The sequence below is a fragment of the Pseudomonas sp. FDAARGOS_380 genome, assembly GCF_002591235.1.
GTDB classification, from domain to species: Bacteria; Pseudomonadota; Gammaproteobacteria; order Pseudomonadales; family Pseudomonadaceae; genus Aquipseudomonas; species Aquipseudomonas salmasensis.
Map to the genome: position 1 here is coordinate 5,595,477 of NZ_CP023969.1, position 23,561 is coordinate 5,619,037.

Genomic DNA, 23,561 nt, shown 5'->3' on the forward strand with positions numbered 1-23,561 from the left:
GGGTTTACCTCAGGGTTTACGCAACAAATAGGTGTCCATGATCCAGCCGTTTTCCAGGCGCGCCGCCTTGCGCACCCGTTCGATCTCTTCTGCCACCTGCGCCACTTTACCGCTGATCAGGATCTCGTCCGGCGTGCCCAGGTAAGCGCCCCAGTAAATATCCAGGTCCTGATCCGCCACGCTGCGGTAGGAGTCTTCGGCGTCGAGCATCACCACCAGGGTATCGGCATCACTCGCCTGACCTGCCGCCAACCGGCGCCCAGTAGTGATTTCGATCGACTTGCCGATACGGTTGAGCGGCACCTTATGCTGCGCCGCCAGGGCCTGCACACTGGTGATGCCGGGGATCACTTCAAATTCGAAGACACAACGGCCACTGGCAAGAATCGCCTGCAAGATGCGAATGGTGCTGTCGTACAGCGCCGGATCGCCCCAGGCCAAAAACGCCCCCACTTCGCCGTCGGCCATTTCTTCGTTGATCATGCGCTCGAAGGTCTGCTGCTTGTCGCGGTTGAGGTCTTGCACGGCGGTGGTGTAGTCGACTTCACCGCGCACCCGCTCCGGGCAGTCGGCCTCGACAAAACGGTAGCCAGGCTCGGTGATGTAGGTGTCGCAGATTTCCCGGCGCAGGTCGATCAGCTTGTCCTTGCTCTGGCCCTTGTCCATCAGGAAGAACACGTCGGTACGGTTCAGCGCCTTCACGGCCTGCATCGTGATGTAGTCAGGGTTGCCGGCGCCAATGCCGATGATCAGGATGCGTTTCATGGGGTGCTCTCAGTACGGGGCGTCGATTTTGCCATGTTCCGGGAATCAGGCGGAAGTTTCCAGGCGCAGGCGCCATACACCGTTGAAGCGTAGCTCGGTGGCCGAGAGGGGTTCGACGTCGATCCGGTAGAACATCGAGATCGGCAACTGCATGACGTACAGCATCGCCGCACGGATGACGAACGGGTGGGTCACGGCGATGACATGGCCGGGGTGGGTTTCGAGGGATTTGAGCCATTGGCCAACCCGCCTGCACAACTGATCCACCGACTCGCCGCCGTGGGCTGCGCTGGTGCTGTCGGTGGCCCAGGTGTTCAAGGTTTCGCTGTCGAGTTGGCCGATGCGCTGGCCTTTCCATGCACCCACATCAAGGTCGCATAAGGCGGGGTCGACCTGGGCGTTATCGCCGAACAAGCCCGCGGTTTGACGGGCTCTCACTTCAGGGCCGCACACTAGCCGTGCCGGTTGTTTGTAGCGGCCAGCCAGGGACAAGGCCGCGCCCTGCCAGTCCATCGTGACGGACTCGTCATCCGGAAATCGCCCTTGCTTTTGCAGGGGCGTGAGGGCGTGGCAGATCAGGGTCAAGCGGGTGGCCGGCATGGCGATTCTCTTGTAGGAGCGAGCTTGCTCGCGAAGAACGTCAACGATAACGCGTGTTGCCTGAGTAAACGCGGCGCCTTTGAGTTTTTCGCGAGCAAGCTCGCTCCTACAGGGAGTTGGGGCAAGTTCCGTTCCACAGGGTGTTCGTGAATCAGGCCAACGCAGTATTGGCAGGCACGGCTGTCGAGTGAGCGCTGGCGACAAAATCTTCCTTGCGCAACACCACCAACGCCAGCAACGACACCACCCCGGTCGCCACGTAGAAATACCACGGCGAGGTAATGTCTCCCGTCACCTTGATCAACCAGGTGGAAATCAACGGCGCACTGCCGCCAAACACCGCCACCGGCACGTTATAGGCCACCGCAATCCCGGTGGAACGAATGCGCGTGGGCAGCAGTTCACTCATCAGCGCATAGGTCGACGACGCATACAGCCCGAACAAAATCGCCACCGCCATCAACGGCGCGAAGAAGGTCGCCGGGGTGGCGGTCGGGGCGGATTTGAACAGCCAGAACATCGCCAGGGTCGCCAATGTGCCGATCACCATCAGGAACGGCTTGCGCCCGTATTTATCGGTAAAGGCCCCGCCAAACGGCATCACAAAAGCCGCCGAGAAGCTGGCGACGAACACGTACAGCAAGGTGGTGCCGCTGTCGAACTTGAGGATCTTGGCCATGTAGGTGGAGGCGAAGGTCAGCACCAGGTAGAAGATCGAGCTGTGCAAGGTGATGATAAAGAACACCAGGGCAATTGCACGCTTCCACTGCCAGACCTCGCGCAGCGGCGCGCGGGAGGTTTGCCCGGCGCGTTGCAGGGCGAGGAACTCGGGGCTGTCTTCGAGCTTGAGGCGGATGTACATGGAGATAAAGCCCAGGGGCGCGGCGATCAGGAACGGTATGCGCCAGGCCCATTCTTGCATGACCTCGGCGCCCAGCACCCAGGTCATGCCATTGGCCACGGCGCCACCGAGCAGCAGGCCGAGCACGGCGGTGACCATCAGCCAGCAAGTGGCAAAACCGCGGCGACCGGGGCCGGCGTATTCGGAGATGAAGCTGGTGACGGTGCCGATTTCACCGCCCGCCGAGAAGCCCTGCACGCAGCGCACCAGAATCAACAGGATCGGTGCGGCGATGCCCAGGCTGGCGTAGGTCGGCAACAGGCCCAGCATCACCGTGGAGCCGGTCATCATCACCAGCGCCATGATCAGGGTTTTGCGCCGGCCGATCTTGTCTGCCAGCGGGCCGAAGAACAGCCCACCCAAGGGGCGGATAAAGAAGCTCAGCGCAAACGCGGCAAAGCTGGCCAACAGGCTGGTGGTGGGGTCATCGGAGACGAAGAACGCCTGGCCGATATAGACCGCGAGAAAGCCATACACGCCGTAGTCGTACCACTCGATCAAATGGCCGGAGGTGGCACCGAGAAACGCACGGCGGCGCTTGCGGACGGTGTCTTGTGCGGGATTGCCCATCGTGGGGACTCCTTGTCTGATTATCGATCCATGTTAAAGCGCGGCGATACTCGCGGTTTGCAGCCAATGCCGCAAGTCGGTCTTGAGAATCTTGCCGTAGCTGTTCTTGGGCAAGTCGCTGCGCCACACATATTTTTTCGGCTTTTTGAACGAGGCCATGCGCGCCAGGAACCACGCGGTGAGTTCGCCTTCGTCCAGGGGCTGGCCGCTGCGGGTCACCACGAAGGCCACCACCGACTCACCCCATTGCGCGTCCGGCTCGCCCACCACGCACACTTCGAACACCTCGGGATGCTGGGCCAGCACTTCCTCGACTTCACGGGGGTACACGTTGCTGCCGCCACTGATGATCACGTCCTTGGAGCGGTCCGTGAGCGTCAGGTAGCCGGCCGGGTCGAGGTAGCCGATGTCACCAGTCAGCAACCAACCGTCCACCAGCGTCTGGCGCGTGGCCTGGGGGTTGCGCCAGTAGCCCTGCATCACCGTGGCACCACGCACCGCGATTTCGCCACGCTGGCCGGTGGGCAGTGGCTGGCGTTCGGCATCGAGAATGCGGATTTCCACACAGGCTTGCGCGTGGCCCACCGACGCGGCCAAAGTGGCCCAGTCGGGACGCTGGCGCTCGGCGATCAAGGCGCGGGGCAAGACGCTGATGGTCATTGGGCTCTCGCCCTGGCCGTAGATCTGCACCAGGCGCGGGCCGAAGGTGTCGACCGCTTCGCGCAGGTCGGCCAGGTACATGGGGCCGCCGCCGTAAACGATGGTCTTGATGCCGGCGCCGTGATAATCCTGGCGCCGCGCCTGCTCCACCATGCGCTTGACCATGGTCGGCGCGGCAAACAGCGACACATCGCCCATCTGCTCGGCCAGCCCGAACAGCTCGGCGGCATCAAAGCCATGGGAGGCCGGCACCACATGGCGGGCGCCGCAGCGCACATGGATGAAGTTGTACAGGCCGGCGCCGTGGGACATGGGCGCGGCATACAGCGCCGCATCGTCGGCACTCACCGCGTCGACATCGGTGGCGTAGCACAGCGACATGGCGATCAGGTTGCCGTGGGACAGCATCACACCCTTGGAGCGCCCGGTGGTACCGGAGGTGTAGAACAGCCAGGCGAGGTCGTGATCCTGACGGGGCACCGGCTGTTCCAGGGTCGGCCAACCATGACTGGGCGGCAGCGGGTGGCCGTCCAGTTCCGTGCAACGCGCGGGCAGATCCCGCGAAGAAAACACCTGGCCGCCGTCGGTAAAGATCAACCGCGCCTCGGCGTTATCGGCAATCCACGCCGCTTCGCTGGGGTGCAGCTTGGCGTTGATCGGCACTGCCACCCCGCCCATCCACCAGATGGCGTAGAGCAGTTCCAGGTAGTCGCAGCTGTTTTTCATCAGCAGCGCCACCGCATCCCCCGGCACCAGGCCATGCTGCTCCACCAGCTGCGCGGCGCGTTGGCGCACGTGGGCGGCGAAGGTGGCGTAGTCGGCCACTAGCACGCTGCCGTCGAACAAAGCCGGGCGTTGCGGGGCCCGGCGCTGGGTGTCGTGCAACCAGTTGGCAATGTTCATGGCTCAGCTCCGGCGTGCCTGCAGGACCGAGGCGTAGTTGGCCACCGCCATGCCGCCCATGTTGAACACCAGGCCGAACTCCGGGTTGGGCACCGCCAGGCCAATCGGCTCGCCGGTCAATTGCCGGAACGCCAGGGCATGCATGGACACCCCCGTGGCGCCGACGGGGTGCCCCTTGGCCTTGAGCCCGCCGGAAAGGTTGACCGGCAAGCGCCCGCCGGCGCGCACCACGCCGCTGTCGAGCACGCGATGCCCTTCGCCCTTGGGCGCCAGGCCCATGGCTTCGTAGATCAGCAACTCGGCAATGGTGAAGCAGTCGTGCACCTCGGCGAAACTCAGATCAGCCAGGGTCACATTCGCCCCGCGCAGCGCTGCGTGGATCGCGCGTTGCGGGCCTTCAAAGGCCAGGATGTCGCGCTGGGCGATGGGCAAGGTGTCGTTGACCTGGGTCATCGCGCGGATTTGCACCTCACGACGAAACGCCCGCGCACGTTTGGGCGAAGCGAGGATGATCGCAGCGGCGCCGTCGCTGATCAGCGAGCAATCGGTCAGGCGCAAGGAGTCGGCCACGAACGGATTGCTTTGGGACACGTTGTTGCAGTGCTCGAAATTCATCTCCCGATGCATCTGCGCCAGCGGGTTGGCCATGGCGTTGGAGTGGTTTTTGGTGGCGATGGCCGCCATCGAGCCCAGCGGGCAGTGGTAACGCTCGGCGTATTGGCGCGCAGCGCGGCCGAACAACTGCGGGAAACTCAGGCCGGCTTCGGCTGGGTCGTTCTGGTAGCCGGCCCCGGCCAAGGCTTGGGTGACTGCGGCGGTGCTGGTGTGGGTCATCTTCTCGGCGCCCACCACCAATACCAGCTCGGCGCTGCCGGAGAGAATCGCATTGACCCCCGCCTGAATCGCCGCTGAGCCGGACGCACAGGCGTTTTCACAGCGGGTGGCGGGTTTGAAGCGCAGCCCGGGGTCGGCTTGCAATAGCAATGAGGCGGCAAACCCGTCGGGCACCAGCCCCGAGTTGAAATGGCCGAGGAACAACGCATCGATTTGCGACGCGTCAATCTCAGCGTCGCTCAAGGCTTCCTGGGTAACCTGGACGATCAGGTCTTCGAGCGTCGTGCCTTCCAGGCGACCAAAACGGGAGTGACCAGCGGCAACAATGGAGACGCAATCAGCAGGCATAATCAATTTCTTCTGTTCTTGATTCGGACTTTACTTACAATGACCCACCCCTGATCGTGCGCCAATTCGTGTAACTACTTACACGGGTAAGTAGCGCCCCAGGGCATTGAACAACGAGGCAGGATGCCCCATGACCGCGCTAGCCCAGCAATTCCCCGACCTCGAACGCCTGGCGTTCAAGCTGTCCCCTGCCCCGCAAATCGTCACCAGCGACCGCGTGATACTCGACTGCAACGACGCTTTCCTGAAGCTGTTCGGCTATACCCGCGACGCGCTGGTCAACCAGCTGACCCTGCTGATCTACCCGTCCCAGGCCGACTACCACGCCATCGGCAAGCGCAGCCATGACTGGCTGCTCGACAGCGACAACGGCTTTTATTCCGATGAACGCTTCATGCAGCACCACAACGGCGAAGTGTTCTGGGCCAAGTCCCACGGCTACACCCTCACCCCCAAAGACCCGTTCAAACTGATGATCTGGCACTTCGAACGCCTGGACCGCATGCACCAGGGCACCGGCGACCTCACGCCCCGTGAGCGGGAAATCGCCATGCACATCGTCAACGGCTTCAAATCCAAGGAAATCGCCCTGCGCCTGGCAATCTCCCACCGCACCGTGGAAGTGCACCGGGCGCGGCTGATGAAGAAACTGCAGGCCAAGACGGTGGTGGAATTGGTGTCGAAGATCATTATGGTGGCGTAACAGATAACGGCTGTTTAGCTGATGCCCCGCGATCCAAATGTGCGGGCATCCCCAATTTCTGTAGGAGCGAGCTTGCTCGCGAAAAACGTCAACAATAACGCGTGTTTGCTGAATGAACGCGGCGCCTGTAAGTTTTTCGCGAGCAAGCTCGCCCCTACAAAAAAGCTTAACTGACTGGCATTATGGCTTTCCTGCGAAAACGTTAGTGCAGTAGATGCACAACTTGCACGTTGCACACTCCACGGTAACCACGATGCGAAGCGAGCCGCTCTTGATCTGCTTTTGATCTTAGGCGCCCCGTTAAACCACGCTGGCCGAACGCAGGCTTGAATTCGTGGGTAACCCGGCAGGACGCCGGGTTAGCCGTCCTGGGCCAAGGATGGCCCATGACGGCGGCCCACGGATTCAAGCCGGAGTGAGGGCACACCGAGCCTAAGCGAGGTGCCAAGTGGTGGGGCAAGAGCGTTTTGCTTACTTTTGCGCTGTTCAAAAGTGAGCCGCCGTCAGGGCGGAACCCTAAGTGGCCGTTACCGCAGCAATGGATATGTACACAATCCAGCTGTGTTGACTGCCAGGCCGTCATCGCAGGCAAGCCAGCTCCCACAGGTTGATCTCGGGGGTGTCAGGTAGATCGGCGCAGGCTGCCTGGGCAGCGTAGCTGAAACGTTCAACCGAGCACGTCCATACAATTCCCCACCGCCCTGCCCCCCTAACCTCACCGCTTTCAAACCCTCATAAGCGCTGGAGAACGGGCATGGGCAACACAACAACCAAGGTATCGCTGGCATTGACGCTGCTGGCAAGTTCGATGATGAACAGCGCGTTCGCCGCCACCCCAAGCGTGGCCGTGGCGCCGCAGTACGACACCAGCCATGTGTATGTGGCACCGGCCGATGTGGACCGTTTTGCCCAGAGTTTCCTCGCCACCTTCGGCGGCAAAAGCACGCCCCAGGTCGTGGTCAACGTGCTGCCAGTGCCGAGCAGCACCACCTCGCAACTGCTGCAGACCCCGGCGGGCACCGTGTCGTTGTTCGGCTTTACCACCCCCGTGCCTCACCCCTTCGGCCAGGAACGCAACGGCTATCTGGTCAAGGACATGGACGTGGCCCTCAAGGCCGCACGGGAAAATGGCGCCGACGTGATCGTCAGCGATTTCCCCGACCCCATCGGCCGTGACGCCGTGGTGCAATGGCCGGGCGGTGTGAACATGCAGCTCTACTGGCACACCAAGACCCCGGATTACGCCGCCTTCGAGACCGTGCCGGAAAACCGTGTGTATGTGTCCAACGACAGCGCCGAGCGGTTTATCAAGGCGTTCCTGGGGTTCTCCCACGGCAAGGTGTTGAGCGACGACAAGCACGCCCCAGGGGTTGATGTCGGCCAAGCCGGCGGCCACTACCGCCGCGTCGAGATTGAATCGCCGTTCGGGCGCATGGCGGTGCTGGTCACCAACGGCCAACTGCCCTACCCGTTCGGCCACGACACCACCGGTTATCAGGTCAACGACCTGGCCGCCACCCTGGGCAAGGCCACCGGGTCTGGCGCAAAAGTGCTGGTGCCGGCGTTCGACAGCAAAGGTCGGCGCAGTGCCTTGGTGGAGTTCCCAGGCGGTTATGTCGCAGAAATCCACCAACTCAGCGCGGCAAAATGATGCGTCACGCAGGCTGGAGCCTGGCTGTGCTGTGGCCGTTGCTTGCTGGCAGCGTGCAGGCCGACGACCAGCCGGTACGCCCGGCGATCAAGGCCAACCGCTGGCAGGAAGACTGGTCCGTGCTCAAGGATCCGGCCTTGCGCACGCAACCGCTGGACAACCTCAAGTACATCCCGTTGTCCGCGGCCAACCCGTTTACCTACCTGTCGTTGGGCGCCACCTTGCGTGAACGCTTCGAGATGAACGACGCCAGCGGGTTCGGCGTGCGCGATGTACCGCGTGACCGCTACCTGATCCAGCGTTTTCAGGTGCACGCCGACTTGCACCTGAACGAACACTGGCGGCTGTTCACCCAGTTGGAAGATGTGCGGGCCTATGACAAGACCACGATTGGCGGTGCCGACCAGAACCGCGTCGACCTGCGCCTGGCCTTTGCCGAATACGTGAAGACCTTCAACGCCGGCACCTTCAAGGCACGGGCTGGCCGCCAGGATTTCGCTTTCGACTTGCAGCGTTTCATCTCGTCACGGGACGGCCCGAATGTGCGGCAGTCCTTCGATGCGTTGTGGGCGGACTGGGAAACGCCGCAATGGCGCTTTATCGGGATCGCCAGCCAACCGGTGCAGTACCAGGATGGTCGGCATTTCGACGACAAGTCCAACAGCGATGCGCGCTTCCACATGCTGCGGGTCGAGCGGCTGGTGGGCGGCACCAATGAGCTGTCGGCCTATTACGGCGTGTACGAGCGCAGCGCCGCCCATTACCTGGACGCCGACGGCGACGAAACCCGCCAGTTGCTGGACGCCCGCCTCGGCGGCGCAGCCCAGGGGTTCGACTGGGACGTCGAAGCCATGCTGCAACGCGGCTCGGTGGGCAGCAAGACGATTCGCGCCTGGGCCGGTGGCAGCCGCACCGGCTACACCTTTGACACGCTGGCGTGGAAGCCGCGTATCGGCCTGCAACTGGATATCGCCTCCGGTGACCGCAAGGCCGGTGACGGCCGGGTCGGCACCTTCAATCCGCTGTTCCCCAATGGCTATTACTTTTCCCTGGCGGGTTATACCGGCTACAGCAACCTGATCCACGTCAAGCCGTCGATCACCGTCAAGCCCATTGCCAAGCTCAGCGTGCAAACCGCTGTCGGCCTGCTGTGGCGGCAGACCACCGCAGACGCCGTCTACACCCAGCCCAACCTGGCCGTGGCTGGCACCGCGGGCCAAGGTGAGCGCTGGACCGGCGCCTATGGGCAACTGCGCACTGACTACGCCTTTACCCCCAACCTCAGCGGTGCGGTCGAGGCGGTGCACTACGCGGTCGGCCAGACCCTGCGTGATGCCGGTGGGCACGACAGCAACTACCTGGGCATGGAGCTCAAGTTCAGTTGGTGAGACAAGCACACCCATACAAGCCTGGGCCCAGGTTTACGGCAATAGTGAGGCGGTTTTTTCACCGCCCTTTTTCAGCCCTGCAAGGAGTTTCAGATGAGCACATTCATTGCCAAAGACGGTACCCAGATCTACTTCAAGGACTGGGGCAGCGGTAAGCCCGTGCTGTTCAGCCACGGCTGGCCGCTGGATGCGGACATGTGGGAATACCAGATGGAATACCTGAGCAGCCGTGGCTTTCGCACCATCGCGTTCGACCGTCGTGGCTTTGGCCGCTCGGACCAACCATGGACCGGTAACGACTACGACACCTTCGCTGACGATATCGCCCAGTTGATCGAACACCTGGATCTGCAGGACGTGACCCTGGTGGGCTTCTCCATGGGTGGCGGTGACGTGGCGCGCTACATCGCCCGCCACGGCAGTGCCCGTGTCGCCGGCCTGGTGTTGCTGGGCGCGGTCACGCCGATCTTCGGCCAGCAAGCCGATTATTCCCAAGGCGTGCCTGGCGAGGTGTTCGATGGTATCAAGGCCGGTCTGTTGAAGGATCGTGCGCAATTCATCAGCGACTTCAACACGCCGTTCTTCGGTCTGAATAAAGGCCAGCACGTCTCGGAGGGTGTGCTCAGCCAAACCCTGCAGATCGCCATGCTCGCGTCGCTCAAATCCACCGTGGATTGCGTCACCGCGTTCTCGCAAACCGACTTCCGCCCGGACATGGCCAAGATCGACGTGCCGACCCTGGTGATCCATGGCGACGGCGACCAGATCGTGCCGTTCGACACCACCGGCAAAGTCGCGGCGCAGATGATCGAGGGCGCGCAATTGAAGGTGTACAAGGATGCGCCGCACGGGTTTGCCGTGACCCACGCTCAACAGCTCAACGAAGACCTGTTGGCGTTCCTGAACCGCTGATACCTCGATGCACTTGTAGGAGCGAGCTTGCTCGCGAAGAACCTCAACGATAACGCGGGCATTCTGTATGCACGCGGCGCCTGTGAGTTTTTCGCGAGCAAGCTCGCTCCTACAGAAGGCAAAAGGCCGGGTTCACCCGGCCTTTTTTCAGGCAAAGCGCTGGCTCAACACCAGCCGCCCCGGCCCTGCGATCAGCACGCTGGTGAAGATGATCAGCAGCAGCCAACCGAACTGCCCTTCGAACAGCGTCCACTCCGGGTGCACCACCAGCAACGCAATCACCAGCACCGCCAGGATCGGCAGACACGCCAGGCGCACCAGCACGCCCGCGATGATCAGCAATGGACACAGCACCTCGGCGAAAATCGCCAGCAGCAAGGTGATAGACGCGCCCAGGTGAAACGGGTCTTCGATCAGCTTCAGTTGTTCGCTGTAGTGCAGCAACTTGGGCAACCCATGCACCCACAGCAAGAACAATGCCCCGCTGACCCGCAGAAACAACAGCCCGATATCCTGATTTCTTGCTTGGTTCATATGCCACCTATTTGCGTCGAAAATGACCGGCAGCCAGTGTGTCCAACGCCGCGGCTCTGCACTTGCAGGCTTGTGCTGAAATCCTGCGTTTGCATTGCCTAAAGAACCCGGCATGATCTTGCTGAACTGCCGACCCCGCGCTACGGTCCCAACCCATACGCTCATCGCCACAGGAACTTTTCCATGACGCTCCCCCAAGAAATGACCCTGATCGAAATCACCACCCCTGGCGGGCCCGAGGTCTTGCAGCCACGCAGCGCCGACGTACCGGTGGCCGGGCCGGGCGAGATTCTGATTCGCGTACACGCCGCCGGGGTCAACCGCCCAGACGCCTTGCAACGCGCGGGCAAATACCCGATGAAGCCCGGCATGAGCCCGATTCCGGGGTTGGAAGTGGCCGGTGAAGTGGTGGCGCTGGGCACTGGCGTGAACGAATACAGCGTGGGCGACAAGGTTTGCGCCCTGACCAATGGTGGCGGCTATGCGCAGTATTGCGCGGTGCCGGCCAGCCAGGCGCTGCCGATCCCGGCGGGCATGGACTGGATTCAGGCCGCTGCCGTGCCGGAAACCTTCTTTACGGTGTGGGCCAACCTGTTCGGCCTCGGCGGTGCCCATAAAGGCCAGCGCGTCTTGATCCACGGCGGCACCAGCGGTATCGGCACCACCGCGTTGATGCTCTGCCAGGAGTTCGGCATCCAGGCGTTCGCCACGGCCGGCAGTGCTGACAAATGCGCAGCGATTGCCAAGCTCGGCGCCGAGCCGATCAACTACCGCGAACAGGACTTTGCCGAGGTCATCGCCAAACAGACCGATGGCAAAGGCGTCAACGTGATCCTCGACATCATGGGTGCCTCGTACCTGAACAATAACCTCAAGGCCCTGGGCATGGACGGCCACCTGGTGATCCTCGGTTTCCTCGGTGGCGCCAAGGCCAACGACGTCGACCTGCTGACCATCCTCGGCAAACGCGCGGTGATCACCGGCTCACTGCTGCGCGCCCGCACCCGCGAAGAAAAAGCCGAGATTGCCGAGCAACTGCGCGAACACGTGTGGCCGGTACTCAGTGCCGGGCGTTGCCTGCCGATGATCGACCAGGTCTTCGCCTACACCGACGCCGCCCAGGCCCATGCGCGGATGGAAGGTGGGGACCATATCGGCAAGATTGTGTTGCGGGTGGAGTGAGGCATTTTTGATGTGGAGAGGGGTTGCAGATCCCTGTGGGAGCGGGCTTGCTCGCGAAAGCGGTGGGTCAGTCAACATAAGTGTTTGCTGAGCCGACGCCTTCGCGAGCAAGCCCGCTCCCACATTAGTGTTGGGCATACACCGGATAATCCACATACCCCGCCTGAGTGCCGCCATACAAACCTTCGGCCTTCAACGCATTCAATGGCCAGCCATTGAACAGCCGCTGGGGCAAGTCCGGGTTGGCGATGAAGGGCCGCCCAAAGGCAATCAGGTCCGCCAACCCGGCCTCTACCAAGCGTGCACCGCGCTCGGCGGTATAGCGGCCGGCATAGATGATCCTGCCGCTGAAGGTGCGGCGTACGGCCTGGCGGAAAGTCTCGGGCAGGTCGGGCGCGTTATCCCAATCGGCCTCGGCAATGGATACATAGGCGATGCCCGACGCCTCCAGCACCTTGATCGCTTCGATATAGGTCGTGTGCGGGTCCTCTTCCACCAGGCCGATGTAGACCCGGTCCTGGTCGGTGCCACTGAACAGCGGCGAAAAGCGCACGCCCAGGCGCTCCGGCCCCACCACCTTGCACACGGCTTCGACGATCTCGCGCAGCAAGCGCAGGCGATTGTCCAGCGAACCGCCGTACTCATCTTCACGAGTGTTGGAATGGGCCGAGATGAACTGGTTGACCAGGTAGCCGTTGGCCGCGTGAATTTCCACACCGTCGAACCCGGCGTCCAGGGCATTGCGTGCAGCCTGGGCGTAGTGCCCTACCAGTTCTTCGATTTCCAGCGTGGTCAAGGCACGGGGTACCGGTGGCTCTACCAGTTCACCCACACCCGGCCCGGTTTCAATGAAGGCCTTGGCTTGCACCGCCGCCAGCGCAGACGGCCCCACCGGCGCACCACCGTCAGGTTGCAGAGCGTTATGGGACACCCGCCCCACGTGCCATAACTGGGCGAAGATCACACCGCCCTCGGCATGCACCGCTGCGGTGACTTTGCGCCAACCCTGGACTTGCGCCGGTGTATGGATGCCCGGCGTCCACGCGTAGCCCTGGCCACGGGGTTCGATCTGCGTACCCTCGCTGACCATGAACCCGGCACTGGCCCGCTGACGGTAATACTCGGCCATCAGGTCGGTGGCGATATTACCCGGCTGGGCGCTGCGCTGGCGGGTCAGCGGCGGCAGTACGACACGGTTGTTCAAGCGGTGATGCCCCAGCTTGATCGGGGTGTTCAGGATGCAGTCAGGCACGGCGATATTCCACATTCAGGACGAACGAAAACCGTGGCGACTCCAGGGAGTCGCCACCGTGTAGATCGGTTGATTAACTTAAGCGCAGAGTGTCAGCAGGGCCTTGGCCACTTCGCTGGAGCTGCCTGGGTTTTGCCCAGTCACCAGCAAGCCATCGACGAGGACGAAGGATTGCCAGTCAGCGCCCTTCTCATACCGGCCGCCCAATTTTTTGAATTCGTCTTCAATCAGGAACGGCACGACCTCAGTCAACTGCACGGCGGCCTCTTCCGAGTTGGAGAACCCGGTGACGCGGCGGCCTTTGATCAACGGCTCACCGTTGACCGCCTTGACGTGACGCAAGGCACCCGGTGCATGGCACACAAAGCCGATGGGCTTGCCGGCCCGCTCGAAGGCTTCGATCAGCGCGATGGACACCGGCGACTCCGCCAGATCCCACAGCGGGCCGTGGCCGCCTGGGTAGAACACCGTGTCGAAGTCGGCGGCGTTGACCGAGTCCAGCTTCACGGTGGTCGCCAAGGCTTGCTGCGCGGCCGGGTCTTTGGCGAAGCGTTCGGTCTGCTCGGTTTGCGCATCCGGTTCATCGCTTTTAGGGTCCAGCGGCGGCTGGCCGCCGGCCGGGGAAGCCAACACCACCTCGGCACCAGCGTCCTTGAACGCGTAATAAGGTGCGGCGAATTCTTCGAGCCAGAAGCCGGTCTTGCGCCCGGTATCGCCAAGCTGGTCGTGAGAGGTCAGTACCATTAATACTTTCATTTTCCAGTGCCTCGATCGGTGTGAATAACAGGGTTTTCAGGGCCGCCCAACAGCTGTTGAGTCAGCAGCAGCGCCTCAGCGAACGGCGCGGTGGTACGGGTGATCTTGCCCATGACGCTGGTTCCCAACCATAGCGCATACAAGCGCCTGGCCAGGCTTTCGGGGGCCTGCTCGAACCCGAGCGAGCCGTCTTCGACGCCGCGTTGCAAGGCCACGGCAAGCAAGTCGATGGTGCGCGAAGTGCCGCGCTGCAGCGCCAGCCGCATGGGCTCTGAAAGGTCGGAGACTTCCGCCCCAAGCTTCACGGCCAGGCATTTGCCGGTGTCGGTGCAGCCGGTGTGATTGTCGATCCAGCCTTGCCAATAGCGCATCAGCTTGGCGTGGTGGGTGGAGCCCGGCTGATCGAACAACTGCTGCATGCCCTCGACGTAGTGGTCGAAATAGGTATCGAGTAACACCACGCCAAAGGCATCTTTGGAGTTGAAGTAGTGATAAAACGAGCCCTTGGGCACTTGCGCGGCTTGCAGGATTTCGTTCAAGCCCACCGCCGAAAACCCCTTGGCGCCGACAATGGATTGCGCCCGTTCAAGAATCGCTTGCCGCGCACTGCTGCTTGCGTTGCTCATGCTTGCCCCTCTGCGATTAGACCAGTCGTCTAGTGCGTTGGGCTCATGTTAGGCAGCGCGGCATTGGCTCACAATGTCATATCCGCAAGGATTTCGGACATGCACGAAAGCCGGTTGCCGTTTGCCCGGCACACGCCGACAATCGCCTCTCCCCCGCCCCTTGGAGAGATGCAATGCACAGCGTTGCGCTGATGGTTTACCCGAATTTCCAGTCGTTGAGCCTCAGCCTGGGCTCGGTGTTCGAGTGCGCCAACCTGCTGCGCGGCGAGCCGGCCTATGAGTTTCACCTGGTGTCGGAAAGCGGCGGCGCGGTGATGACCTCCCAGGGCTTTTCGGTGAACACCAGTGCGCTGCGGCCAGAGGGCTATGACACGTTGATTGTCAGTGGCTACCTGGAGTTTCGCCTGCCGGAGGCCAACCTGCTGGAGATGGTCAAAGCGGCGTCCGCGCAGTCGCGCCGGGTGGCGTCGTTATGCATGGGCATTTTTGTGCTGGCCGAGGCTGGGCTGCTGGCTGGCAAGCGCACCACCACCCACTGGATCCATGCGCCGGCATTTCGCAAGCGTTACCCGGATATCCGCCTGGAAGAAGACAAGTTGTTCATTGTCGACGGCCAGGTGTGGACCGGTGCGGGCATGAGCGCCGGGGTCGACCTGGCGCTGGCGATGGTGGAGGACGACCTGGGCAGCGACCTGGCCCGGCGTATTGCGCGCAAGCTGGTGATTGCCCAGCGCCGTGGCAGCGAGCAGTCGCAATTGTCGGCCTTGCTGGAACTGGACCCCAAGTCCGACCGCGTGCAGCTGGCCCTGGCTTACGCTCGCGAGAATCTCACTCAGGATTTATCCGTGGAGGCCCTGGCCGACGTTGCCCGGTTAAGCCCGCGCCAGTTCAGCCGGGTGTTTCGCGAAGAAACCGGGCAGACCCCGGCCAAAGCTATCGAAGCTCTGCGGGTGGAAGCTGCGCGGGCGATGATGGAAATCAGCCGGCACCCGGTGGAGGTGGTGGCGCGCGAAACCGGGTTTGGTGATCGCGAACGCATGCGCCAGGCGTTTCTCAGGGCGTTCGGGCAGCCGCCTCAGGCGATGCAGCAGGTGCTGTTCAACCCGGGCTAGGCCCGTGACGGCCTGACAGCCGGTGCCTATCTACCTGAAGTGCCATGATCCAACTGTGGGAGCTGGCTTGCCTGCGATGGCGGCCTGACAGGCGACGCCTATCTACCTGACACCCCGCAATCCAAATGTGGGAGCGGGCTTGCTCGCGAAGGCGGCCTGGCAGGCGACGCAGTTGGATTGGGTACATATCCATTGCTGCGGTAACGGCCACCTAGGGTTCCGCCCTGACGGCGGCTCACTTTTGAAAAGCGCAAAAGTAAGCAAAACGCTCTTGCCCCACCACTCGGCACCTCGCCTAGGCTCGGTGTGCCCGTAATCCGCCAGTGATTTGGGGGGGCGCCGCCACGCGCCATCCATGGCGCGGGGCGGCTAAACCGGCATCCCTGCCGGTTTACCCCCCAAATCCCTGTCGAATTCCGGCCAGCGTGGTTTAACGGGGCGCTTAAGATCAAGATCAAAAGCAGATCAAGAGCGGCTCGCTTCGCATCGTGGTTACCGTAGGATATCTATGCTCATCGGGAGAAAGCCCCCCCCGTCAATGCAACGATGCCCGGGTAATCAGGTAGTTCACCAACTGTGGCTCATCGTCCAGTTCAATGCTCTGCACCGGGCGCGGCAGGTTGTCCAGCACGGTGCGCCAGAATGCCTGGGACACTTCGTCCTGATCATAGAAACGCACCAGCCAATTGCGCTCGCCGCTGCACAGCACCTGGCTGGCGATGGCGCGGCCGATACCTTTGCGGCGGTAGCGCTTGAGGATGAACAGGTCGGCCAGTTCCAGGGCGTCGATGCCCGGTAGTTCGCTGCCTTCGATCAACAGGAAACCGGCGATGTAGCCGTCTACCAGCAACAGGTTGGCGCTCCATTGCGGGTCGCTCCAGTAGCGGGCCAGGTGTTCGTCGTGGATGTAGAAACGCCCATCGGCCTCGACATCTTCCTGTTCCCAGTCCGAAGACTCATAGGCGTAGTACTGGTAAAGATTGCGGATCAGTTCGGCTTCTTCGGGGCCGGTCTGGATCAATTCGACGGTGGTTTCAGGCATGGGGCTCTCGGTGGAAAAACGCAGGGCGCCATTGTTCACAAAAGTGCTGCCCACGCCAATGGCCTGGCGAATCCTTTCTATTGGCTGAACCGATTGCAAATAGCGGTTGCCCTGGCCGAAATCCTGAAACATTTAGAATAAACTTCGCCGGTTTCTCCCTATTGCTCAAGGACACGTATTTTGACCAACGTCTGTACCGCCGGCCTGGATGTGGGCTTTGCCTCCCTGGATTACCTGCAGATATTCATCCTGGGCGTGATCCAGGGCATTACTGAATTGCTGCCGGTGTCGTCCACCGCCCATATGCGCGTGGTGCCCGCCCTGCTCGGCTGGCAAGATCCCGGCTCGGCGTTTTCTGCGGCCATGCAATTGGCGGCGTTGGCGGCGGTGGTCAGTTATTTCTGGCGCGATGTGCGCCAGGTGACCACGGGCAGCATCAGTGCGGTGCGTCGAGGCGACTACAATGACCGCTGGTTCAAGCTCGCCGTGGCGATTGTGCTGGCAACCGTACCGATTGGCATTGCGGGGCTGGCGTTGTCGTCGACCTTGAATGCCTGCAACTCACCCTTGCGCGGGCTGATGGTGATCGGCATTTCCTGCCTGGTGATGGCGGTATTGCTGGCCCTGGCTGAAGTGCGCGCCCGCCATACCCGCGACGTAAGCCAGATGCGTTTGCGAGATGCGCTGATCGTGGGGGTTGCACAGATTGGCGCGTTGATTCCCGGCGTATCGCGTTCGGGCTCCACGTTGACCGCGGCGCTGTTCCTGAATTTCAAACGCGAAGAAGCGGCGCGGTTTTCCTTCCTGTTGGGCCTGCCGGCCATCGCCCTGGCCGGTTTGAAAGAGTTGTGGGTGCTGCTGCGCGCCGACCTGCCCGCCCACGCCTGGCCGCACTTGATGTTCGGGTTGGTGGTGGCCAGCGTCTCGGCATTCTTTGCCATCTGGGGCCTGATGAAGTTCCTGGAGCGTTTCTCCACCTGGCCGTTCGTGATCTACCGCGCGCTGCTGGGAGTGTTTTTGATCGTGGCCGTCAGCACCGGCCTGCTTACCTGACGCTTGTAGGAGCGAGCTCGCTCGCGAAAAACGCCCAGGCGCCGCGCTCATCCAGAAAGACCGCGTTATCGTTGACGTTTTTCGCGAGCAAGCTCGCTCCTACAGGTTATTGGCGGTCGGCCAGCGCTTCGAGCAAGTCGGCCGAGGGCACGAAGAACAGGCCGCCGGTCACGGCCGTGCTGAAGTCGAGCAAGCGGTCGTAATTGCCGACCGGGCGGCCGACGAACATGTTTTCCAGCATCTGTTCCAGGGGCTGAGGCGAGCGTGCGTAGCCGATGAAATAAGTGCCGAATTCGCCCGCGCCTGGGCGGCCAAAGGGCATGTTGTCGCGCAGGATCTTCACTTCCTCACCGCTCTCGTCGGTGATAACGGTCAGCGCGCTGTGGGAGTTGCTCGGCTTGGCGTCTTCATCCAGTTCGATGTCCGACAATTTGGTGCGCCCGATCACCTTCTCTTGAGCCTCCACCGTCAAGCCATTCCACGCGGTCATGTTGTGCAGGTATTTCTGCACCAGCACATAGCTGCCGCCTTCGAACTCTGGGTCTTCATCGCCCACCAGGGTAAAAGCCTCGGCCTTGCGCCCCACCGGGTTCTCGGTGCCGTCGACGAAACCGATGATGCTGCGCATATCGAAGTACCGAAAGCCCTGGACCTCATCCACCACTTTCACGCTATCACCCAGGGCCGTCATCAGCTGGGTCGCCAGCTCGAAACACAGGTCCATCTGCTCGGCACGGATATGCAGCAGGATGTCGCCTGGGGTCGACACCGCCATGCGCCCTTCCACGCCGAACTCGCGAAACGGATGCAAGGCCGCCGGGCGCGGCGCGCCGAACAGGCGGTCCCAGGCGTCCGAGCCAAACCCGCAAACGCAGGTCAGGTTGCCCGAGGGCACGCGCTTGCCTACCGAGCGCACCAGGCCTGCGATGTCGGCGCACCAGGCCCGCACGTTTTCAACCGCATCGGGCGCCAGGGTGGCGACCATGAAGATCGCGCTGCTGGTGATCGGATGGCACACCGATTGCGGTTCGAGCGGGGGGCGGACGGGGCAGGTTTTCATGAAGGCGATCCACTGGCTAAGGTCGGTTTGAACCCCGGCAGGTTAGCAGATCATCCCTGACAACTGGCCCACACCTGGCGAATCAGCGCTTTGAGCTTCAAAGCCTCGGCCCAGCGATCGGTGAGCTCGCGGCCATCCGCGTCGGTGATCGCATAGGGTGGCGGGCCCAGTTCGCAGGTGAAGGACAGGCTCTGGGGTGTCTCGGCGCGGGCCAGCCAGTCTTCGATCCCGTAGCGCCACCAACCGGTAAAGCGCTCGACCCACGGCTGATGCTGGGGAAACTCCAGGCTCACCTGTACCTGTTCGCTGCTGGCGATGCGGCCATGAAAGCCCCAACTGTGACGCAGGATGGTGCGTATCTGTTCGTCGTCTTCCACACTGCCGGGCTCGGGCAACTCGCGGCCAACCACGTAGTGGGACAGGTCAGCGAGCAGTTTCAGATCGGGCATCTGTGCCAGCAGGTCGAGGGTGAACAGCAGGTCGTTAGTGAGCCGATAGCGATGGGTTTCCAGCAAAATCTGGAAGTCCACCTGTTCGGCCAGGCGTTGCCAGCCGTCGATCAGCCTGGCCGCCTCGGCCTGGGTACGCGGGCGCACGTCGGCTTGCAAGGTGAGGTGGTGACAGCCGTAACGACTGATCACCTCCAATGCCCTGGCCAGATCATCCACCGATTGCGGGAACAGTTGCCCTTCGATCTGCAAACCCCTGGCCGTGGCCGCCGCGTGCAGGCGCTGCACCGATGCCGGCGCCCAGTAATGGTCGGTGATGCCGTCAAAACCGGCGGCGGCGATGCGGTCCAGTTGCGCTTCGAGGCTGCCAGGCTCGGTTTGCATGGCCCACATCGATTGGAATACTAAGAACTGGCGCATGGTCAGCCTCGCAATAACAGCTTCAGGGATAATTCAGGGTCGGCCAGGCTGGCCGGGTCGAGCGGGATGCGGGCAGTGATCAAGCGCTCGCACAGCTTGATGTCCTTGGCTGCGCGGTTACCTATGGCCCAACCGCAGGCGCCTTGCAAACGGTGATGGTCGTCAAGGTAGAACAGCAGCAGGCCGCCGTCGGGCAATGACCGGCGAACTATCAGTGCAGTCATCACCCCGACGGTGTGCAAGCCCCACGCGTATTGATCGGACCAGAAACCCGGGATCGTCTCGAACGCCAACGCCCGTCCCAGCAGGTTCAACGCCGCGAGACGGCCCTGGGCTTCGGCGTTGCGCCAGGTTTCTTGCCGTTGATAAAGGCCCGCCAGGCGAAACTCGCACACATCCCCCGCCGCGTAGATATCCGCCGCACTGGTGCGCAGGTGCGCGTCGACGCGAATGCCCTGCCCGACGTCCAAGCCCGCCGCCGTGGCCAACTCGATGTTGGGTTGCATGCCAATGCCGACCACCACCAGGTCGCAGGGCAGCTGCTGCCCGTCGACCAGTTGCACGGCGTCGGCGTGGATGCACTCCAAGGCCACGTTCAAACGCACGTCCACACCCTGCTCACGGTGCAATGCCAGCAGCGCGTCACTGATCACCGGCGGCAGCACCCGCCCTGCCAGCCGTGGCCCGGCTTCCAGCAGCGTCACCTCGCAGCCCAGGCCCCGCGCGGTCGCCGCCACCTCCAAGCCGATAAAACCACCGCCAACCACTACCAGCCGAGCGCCAGGGCGCAGCCTATCGCGCAGGGCCAAGGCTTCATCGTGGGTGCGCAGGTAAAAGACATTCGCCTGCGCCTGGGGCAAACGCCGCGCCCGGCCTCCGGTGGCCAGCAGCAGGCCGGCATAGCTCAACCACTGGCCGTCGGCCAGTTGCAGCCGGTGGTGCTGGGGCTCCAGGCGGCTGACCGGGTTGGCAGCGATATGCTCCACCCCGAGTGTCGCCAACTGCTGGCTGTCGCACAGGCTGCATTGCGCCAGGTCGGTCGAGCCTTGCAGCAAGCCCTTGGACAGCGGTGGCCGCTCGTAGGGCAAGTGCGCTTCATCGCCGATCAGGATCAGGCGGCCGCTGTAGCCTTCTTCACGCAAAGTCAGTGCCGCACGGCCACCAGCATGGCCGGCGCCGACGATGATCAGGGGCGCGTTCATCCTTCGGCCGTGACGGCGAGCTGCACCCGCCCCGCATCTACCCGCACCGGGTAGGTCTTCAGATTAACGCACACCGGCGCGCCCAAGGCCTTGCCAGAGCGGTAATCAAAGCGCCCGTTGTGCTTGGGGCACTCGATCACATGGTCCATCACCAGGCCGTCGGCCAGGTGGATTTTCTCGTGGGTGCACAGGCCGGCGGTGGCGAAGAATTGGTTATCGGCAGAACGGAATACCGCGTAGGTCTGCGCGCCGTGGTCGAAGCGCAGCACGTCTTCTGCTTCTATTTCGCCCACGGCGCAGACGTCGATCCATTGATCGTTCATGCATTTATCTCCAATGACTGGCTTTCACTCTGTGGCGAGCGAGCTTGCTCGCCACGGGTGGGGCGTTGGACGAAGTAGCTGGGGTCGCTGCGCTGGCGCCAGATCGTCGGAATGATTTCCTGGTAGGCCTGCCACAGGTTGGCATACGGCGGCGGGCAGTCGCTGCGGATCTCTTCGTGCAGTTGGCTGAGCGCGTGGTACGGCACCATCGGGTACATGTGGTGTTCGAGGTGGTAGTTCATGTTCATGTAGATAAAGCGCAGCACGCGGTTCATGTAGATGGTGCGGCAATTGCTGCGGTGGTCGAGCACATCTTCGGCCAGGCCCACGTGCTGGCTGAGGCCAAACAGGTAGCCGAGCCACGCGCCATAGAGGCTGGGCAGGCCCACCAGCATCAGCGGCAACCAGCTGTGCAGGTACAGCGCAGTGCCAATGATCACAGCGTAAAGACCGACCCAGATACGCGCATCTCGGTACACCTTGGGCCATTCGGATTCGGGGATGAAGTCGCGCTCCTGGGCACTCATCCGCCCGAGCGCATGGCGGGCCACGCCGCTGAAAGTCTTCCAGGCCAGGGGCAGGTTGAACAGGCTGAGCGCCATCATCCATAAGCTGGGCGGGCGCGGTTCGACGATCTCCGGGTCGCGGCCGACGACGATGGTGTCGGTGTGATGGCGGGCATGGCTCCAGCGCCACACGTGGGGTTCGAAGAGGCACATGAAGCTCGCCACCTGGTACAGCGCATCGTTCATCCAGCGGGTCTTGAACGCCGTGCCGTGGCCGGTTTCGTGCCAGCGCGGGTTGGAGGCCGTGCCGTAGAGCACACCGTAGGCGATGAAGAATGGCACGCAGGCCCAACTGCCCCAGAACCAGTAGCCGCCGACACCGGTGGCCAACAACGCCGAGAACCACAGGGCGGTGTCGAGCAACGCCGGAGCGTCGCGGCGTTGCATCAGGGCTTTCATGCGATTGCGCGGGATGGGCGACTGGTACCAACGGGCCGAGACCAGGCCCTTGTCGGCGGCGCGGGCCGCTTCGGGGCCGGTGAGGCTGTAGTCGCGCCGAGCGCGGTGAGCGGTGTGTCCAGGCATTGTTCTTGTTCTCCGCAAGCGTGGGTTTCAGGGGCTTTGCGAAACCAACCATAGAGCGCGGCTAAATCACCCTCAAGGCCTTGAATCCATTCCCTATCAAGCTATCATCCAGGCCCAGCGGGGCTTGATAGTTTTCTATCAAGACGCTCAAGGGGCCTGCCATGCACACCAACAAACGCCCAACCATCGCCACCGTTGCCGCCCATGCGGGGCTCAGCGTAGCCACCGTCGACCGCGTGTTGAACGCCCGCGCGCCGGTCAACCCCGGCACCGCCGAACAGGTGTTCCAGGCTGCCGAAGCGGTGGGCTATTTCGCCGCACGGCTGATCGGCCAGCGCATTCGCGAACGTCGGCCCACCTACCGTTTCGGCGTGCTGTTGCTGGGGACCGCCCAAGCGTTCTATGCGCAGTTGGCCCACGCCATCAGCGAGGCAGCGCAGCATCACGCCACCGCCAACCTGAGCTGCCAGTTCGACTACATCAAAGACCGCACGCCCGGCGCCATCGTCGCGCAAATCGAACAGCTGGCCGTGCAGTGTGACGCCCTCGCGGTGGTCAGCTTCGCCCACCCATTGATCAACGCCTGCCTGGCGCAGATCCGCACAGCGGGCGTGCCGGTGGTGGCCCTGCTCTCGGACATCCATGAACACGCCGCCGAACCCTATGTGGGCCAGGACAACCACGTGGTCGGGCGCACCATGGGCTGGCTGCTGGCGCGCACTTGCGGCGCACGCAAAGGCAGCGTGGGCATCCTGTTGGGTGGCCACCGTTTTCTCGGCCATCAGGCACGGGTCGAGGGCTTGCACAGCTACCTGGCCGAACACGCGCCGGGGCTCAAGCCGTTGGAGCCGCTGATCAACCTGGACAACTGCGACATCACCGAAGAAGCCACCCTCGACCTGCTCAGCCGCCATACCGATTTGCGTGGGTTATGCGTGGTGGGCGGTGGTGGCGACGGTGTGATCAACGCCCTGGCGCAACTGCCCAAGCGCCCGGCGCTGTGCTGCATCCTGCAAGAGTCCACGCCGTTGTCGCGCCAGGCATTGAGCAACGGGCTGATTGATGTGGTGATGGACTCGCAGCCACGGCAGACGGCCGTGGCATTGGTGGAGTTGCTGGTGCGCTTGCAGAGTGATGAGGGGTTTGACCCATTGAGGCACCGCGTGCATATACCGCCGCAGATAGTGACCCCGGAAAACCTGTGCAACTGATCGGGTTGGCTTG

23 protein-coding genes are annotated in these 23,561 nt (G+C 62.7%); 8 read left to right on the plus strand and 15 right to left on the minus strand.

Annotated elements, in window-relative coordinates:
- Positions 1-9 precede the first annotated feature (9 nt).
- The 5 genes from cobF to CRN80_RS25980 form a co-directional block, all read right to left on the minus strand.
- Positions 10-765, minus strand: a complete 756-nt coding sequence (gene cobF, locus CRN80_RS25960) for a precorrin-6A synthase (deacetylating) (protein WP_098951879.1) — start codon at positions 763-765, stop codon at positions 10-12.
- 45 nt (positions 766-810) lie between these two features.
- Positions 811-1,365 (minus strand): histidine phosphatase family protein, encoded by a 555-nt coding sequence (locus CRN80_RS25965; protein WP_098951880.1) that lies wholly within the window; start codon positions 1,363-1,365, stop codon positions 811-813.
- A 151-nt stretch (positions 1,366-1,516) separates the two neighbouring features.
- Positions 1,517-2,836 carry an MFS transporter gene (locus CRN80_RS25970; RefSeq protein WP_098951882.1) on the minus strand — a complete coding sequence of 440 codons (1,320 nt, stop codon included), beginning with the start codon at positions 2,834-2,836 and terminating at the stop codon, positions 1,517-1,519.
- Positions 2,837-2,869: 33 nt separating this feature from the next.
- Positions 2,870-4,399: a class I adenylate-forming enzyme family protein gene (locus CRN80_RS25975; RefSeq protein WP_098951884.1), complete on the minus strand. Its 1,530-nt coding sequence runs from the start codon at positions 4,397-4,399 to the stop codon at positions 2,870-2,872.
- Positions 4,400-4,402: 3 nt separating this feature from the next.
- Complete coding sequence (locus tag CRN80_RS25980; RefSeq protein ID WP_032892263.1) at positions 4,403-5,581, minus strand: acetyl-CoA acetyltransferase; 1,179 nt, start codon at positions 5,579-5,581, stop codon at positions 4,403-4,405.
- Positions 5,582-5,711: 130 nt separating this feature from the next.
- Here CRN80_RS25980 and CRN80_RS25985 point away from each other — a divergent pair, with 130 nt between their 5' ends.
- The 4 genes from CRN80_RS25985 (at position 5,712) to CRN80_RS26010 (ending at position 10,235) form a co-directional block, all read left to right on the plus strand.
- Entirely contained in the window at positions 5,712-6,284 is a 573-nt protein-coding gene (locus tag CRN80_RS25985) for a LuxR C-terminal-related transcriptional regulator (RefSeq protein WP_003190613.1), read from the plus strand.
- A 754-nt stretch (positions 6,285-7,038) separates the two neighbouring features.
- The gene (locus tag CRN80_RS26000) at positions 7,039-7,935 is read left to right on the plus strand and encodes a VOC family protein (protein ID WP_098951886.1); all 897 of its coding nucleotides are present in this window, start codon (positions 7,039-7,041) and stop codon (positions 7,933-7,935) included.
- Positions 7,932-9,323, plus strand: coding sequence for an alginate export family protein (locus CRN80_RS26005; RefSeq protein WP_098951887.1), 1,392 nt, complete (start codon positions 7,932-7,934; stop codon positions 9,321-9,323). The genes CRN80_RS26000 and CRN80_RS26005 overlap by 4 nt, the downstream gene beginning before the upstream one ends.
- Positions 9,324-9,416: 93 nt before the next feature.
- Complete coding sequence (locus tag CRN80_RS26010) at positions 9,417-10,235, plus strand: alpha/beta fold hydrolase (protein WP_098951889.1); 819 nt, start codon at positions 9,417-9,419, stop codon at positions 10,233-10,235.
- Positions 10,236-10,382: 147 nt separating this feature from the next.
- On the opposite strand, the gene CRN80_RS26015 is transcribed toward CRN80_RS26010, so the two are convergent.
- Positions 10,383-10,769, minus strand: coding sequence for a DoxX family protein (locus tag CRN80_RS26015; RefSeq protein WP_056784285.1), 387 nt, complete (start codon positions 10,767-10,769; stop codon positions 10,383-10,385).
- A gap of 183 nt (positions 10,770-10,952) precedes the next feature.
- On the opposite strand from CRN80_RS26015, the gene CRN80_RS26020 reads away from it, so the two are divergent.
- The gene (locus tag CRN80_RS26020; protein WP_098951891.1) at positions 10,953-11,951 is read left to right on the plus strand and encodes an NAD(P)H-quinone oxidoreductase; all 999 of its coding nucleotides are present in this window, start codon (positions 10,953-10,955) and stop codon (positions 11,949-11,951) included.
- Between the two features lie 124 nt (positions 11,952-12,075).
- On the opposite strand, the gene CRN80_RS26025 is transcribed toward CRN80_RS26020, so the two are convergent.
- The 3 genes from CRN80_RS26025 to CRN80_RS26035 form a co-directional block, all read right to left on the minus strand.
- Positions 12,076-13,203 carry an alkene reductase gene (locus CRN80_RS26025; RefSeq protein ID WP_098952696.1) on the minus strand — a complete coding sequence of 376 codons (1,128 nt, stop codon included), beginning with the start codon at positions 13,201-13,203 and terminating at the stop codon, positions 12,076-12,078.
- 78 nt (positions 13,204-13,281) lie between these two features.
- Entirely contained in the window at positions 13,282-13,959 is a 678-nt protein-coding gene (locus tag CRN80_RS26030; protein ID WP_098951893.1) for a type 1 glutamine amidotransferase domain-containing protein, read from the minus strand.
- The gene (locus CRN80_RS26035; RefSeq protein ID WP_098951894.1) at positions 13,956-14,585 is read right to left on the minus strand and encodes a TetR/AcrR family transcriptional regulator; all 630 of its coding nucleotides are present in this window, start codon (positions 14,583-14,585) and stop codon (positions 13,956-13,958) included. Before CRN80_RS26035 ends, CRN80_RS26030 begins: the two co-directional genes overlap by 4 nt.
- Before the next feature lie 173 nt (positions 14,586-14,758).
- Between CRN80_RS26035 and CRN80_RS26040 the strand changes: the two genes are divergently transcribed.
- Positions 14,759-15,697 carry a GlxA family transcriptional regulator gene (locus tag CRN80_RS26040; RefSeq protein ID WP_056784267.1) on the plus strand — a complete coding sequence of 313 codons (939 nt, stop codon included), beginning with the start codon at positions 14,759-14,761 and terminating at the stop codon, positions 15,695-15,697.
- 535 nt (positions 15,698-16,232) lie between these two features.
- Here CRN80_RS26040 and CRN80_RS26050 read toward each other — a convergent pair.
- On the minus strand, positions 16,233-16,871 hold the full coding sequence (locus tag CRN80_RS26050) for a GNAT family N-acetyltransferase (RefSeq protein ID WP_098951898.1): 639 nt from the start codon (positions 16,869-16,871) through the stop codon (positions 16,233-16,235).
- Between the two features lie 48 nt (positions 16,872-16,919).
- On the opposite strand from CRN80_RS26050, the gene CRN80_RS26055 reads away from it, so the two are divergent.
- Positions 16,920-17,792 (plus strand): undecaprenyl-diphosphate phosphatase, encoded by an 873-nt coding sequence (locus CRN80_RS26055; RefSeq protein ID WP_032892275.1) that lies wholly within the window; start codon positions 16,920-16,922, stop codon positions 17,790-17,792.
- Between the two features lie 106 nt (positions 17,793-17,898).
- On the opposite strand, the gene CRN80_RS26060 is transcribed toward CRN80_RS26055, so the two are convergent.
- From CRN80_RS26060 to CRN80_RS26080, 5 genes are read right to left on the minus strand one after another with little or no spacing between them, the layout of a single operon-like run.
- Positions 17,899-18,852, minus strand: a complete 954-nt coding sequence (locus tag CRN80_RS26060) for a Dyp-type peroxidase (RefSeq protein ID WP_032892276.1) — start codon at positions 18,850-18,852, stop codon at positions 17,899-17,901.
- 50 nt (positions 18,853-18,902) lie between these two features.
- Positions 18,903-19,721: a sugar phosphate isomerase/epimerase gene (locus CRN80_RS26065; RefSeq protein ID WP_098951899.1), complete on the minus strand. Its 819-nt coding sequence runs from the start codon at positions 19,719-19,721 to the stop codon at positions 18,903-18,905.
- A gap of 2 nt (positions 19,722-19,723) precedes the next feature.
- A complete protein-coding gene (locus tag CRN80_RS26070) occupies positions 19,724-20,923 on the minus strand; it encodes an NAD(P)/FAD-dependent oxidoreductase (protein WP_098951901.1) in 1,200 nt (399 codons plus the stop codon).
- Entirely contained in the window at positions 20,920-21,246 is a 327-nt protein-coding gene (locus CRN80_RS26075; protein ID WP_098951903.1) for a MocE family 2Fe-2S type ferredoxin, read from the minus strand. The genes CRN80_RS26070 and CRN80_RS26075 overlap by 4 nt, the downstream gene beginning before the upstream one ends.
- A complete protein-coding gene (locus CRN80_RS26080) occupies positions 21,243-22,337 on the minus strand; it encodes a fatty acid desaturase family protein (RefSeq protein ID WP_098951905.1) in 1,095 nt (364 codons plus the stop codon). Before CRN80_RS26080 ends, CRN80_RS26075 begins: the two co-directional genes overlap by 4 nt.
- 161 nt (positions 22,338-22,498) lie before the next feature.
- Between CRN80_RS26080 and CRN80_RS26085 the strand changes: the two genes are divergently transcribed.
- Positions 22,499-23,548, plus strand: a complete 1,050-nt coding sequence (locus tag CRN80_RS26085; RefSeq protein ID WP_098951907.1) for a LacI family DNA-binding transcriptional regulator — start codon at positions 22,499-22,501, stop codon at positions 23,546-23,548.
- Positions 23,549-23,561: the final 13 nt, after the last annotated feature.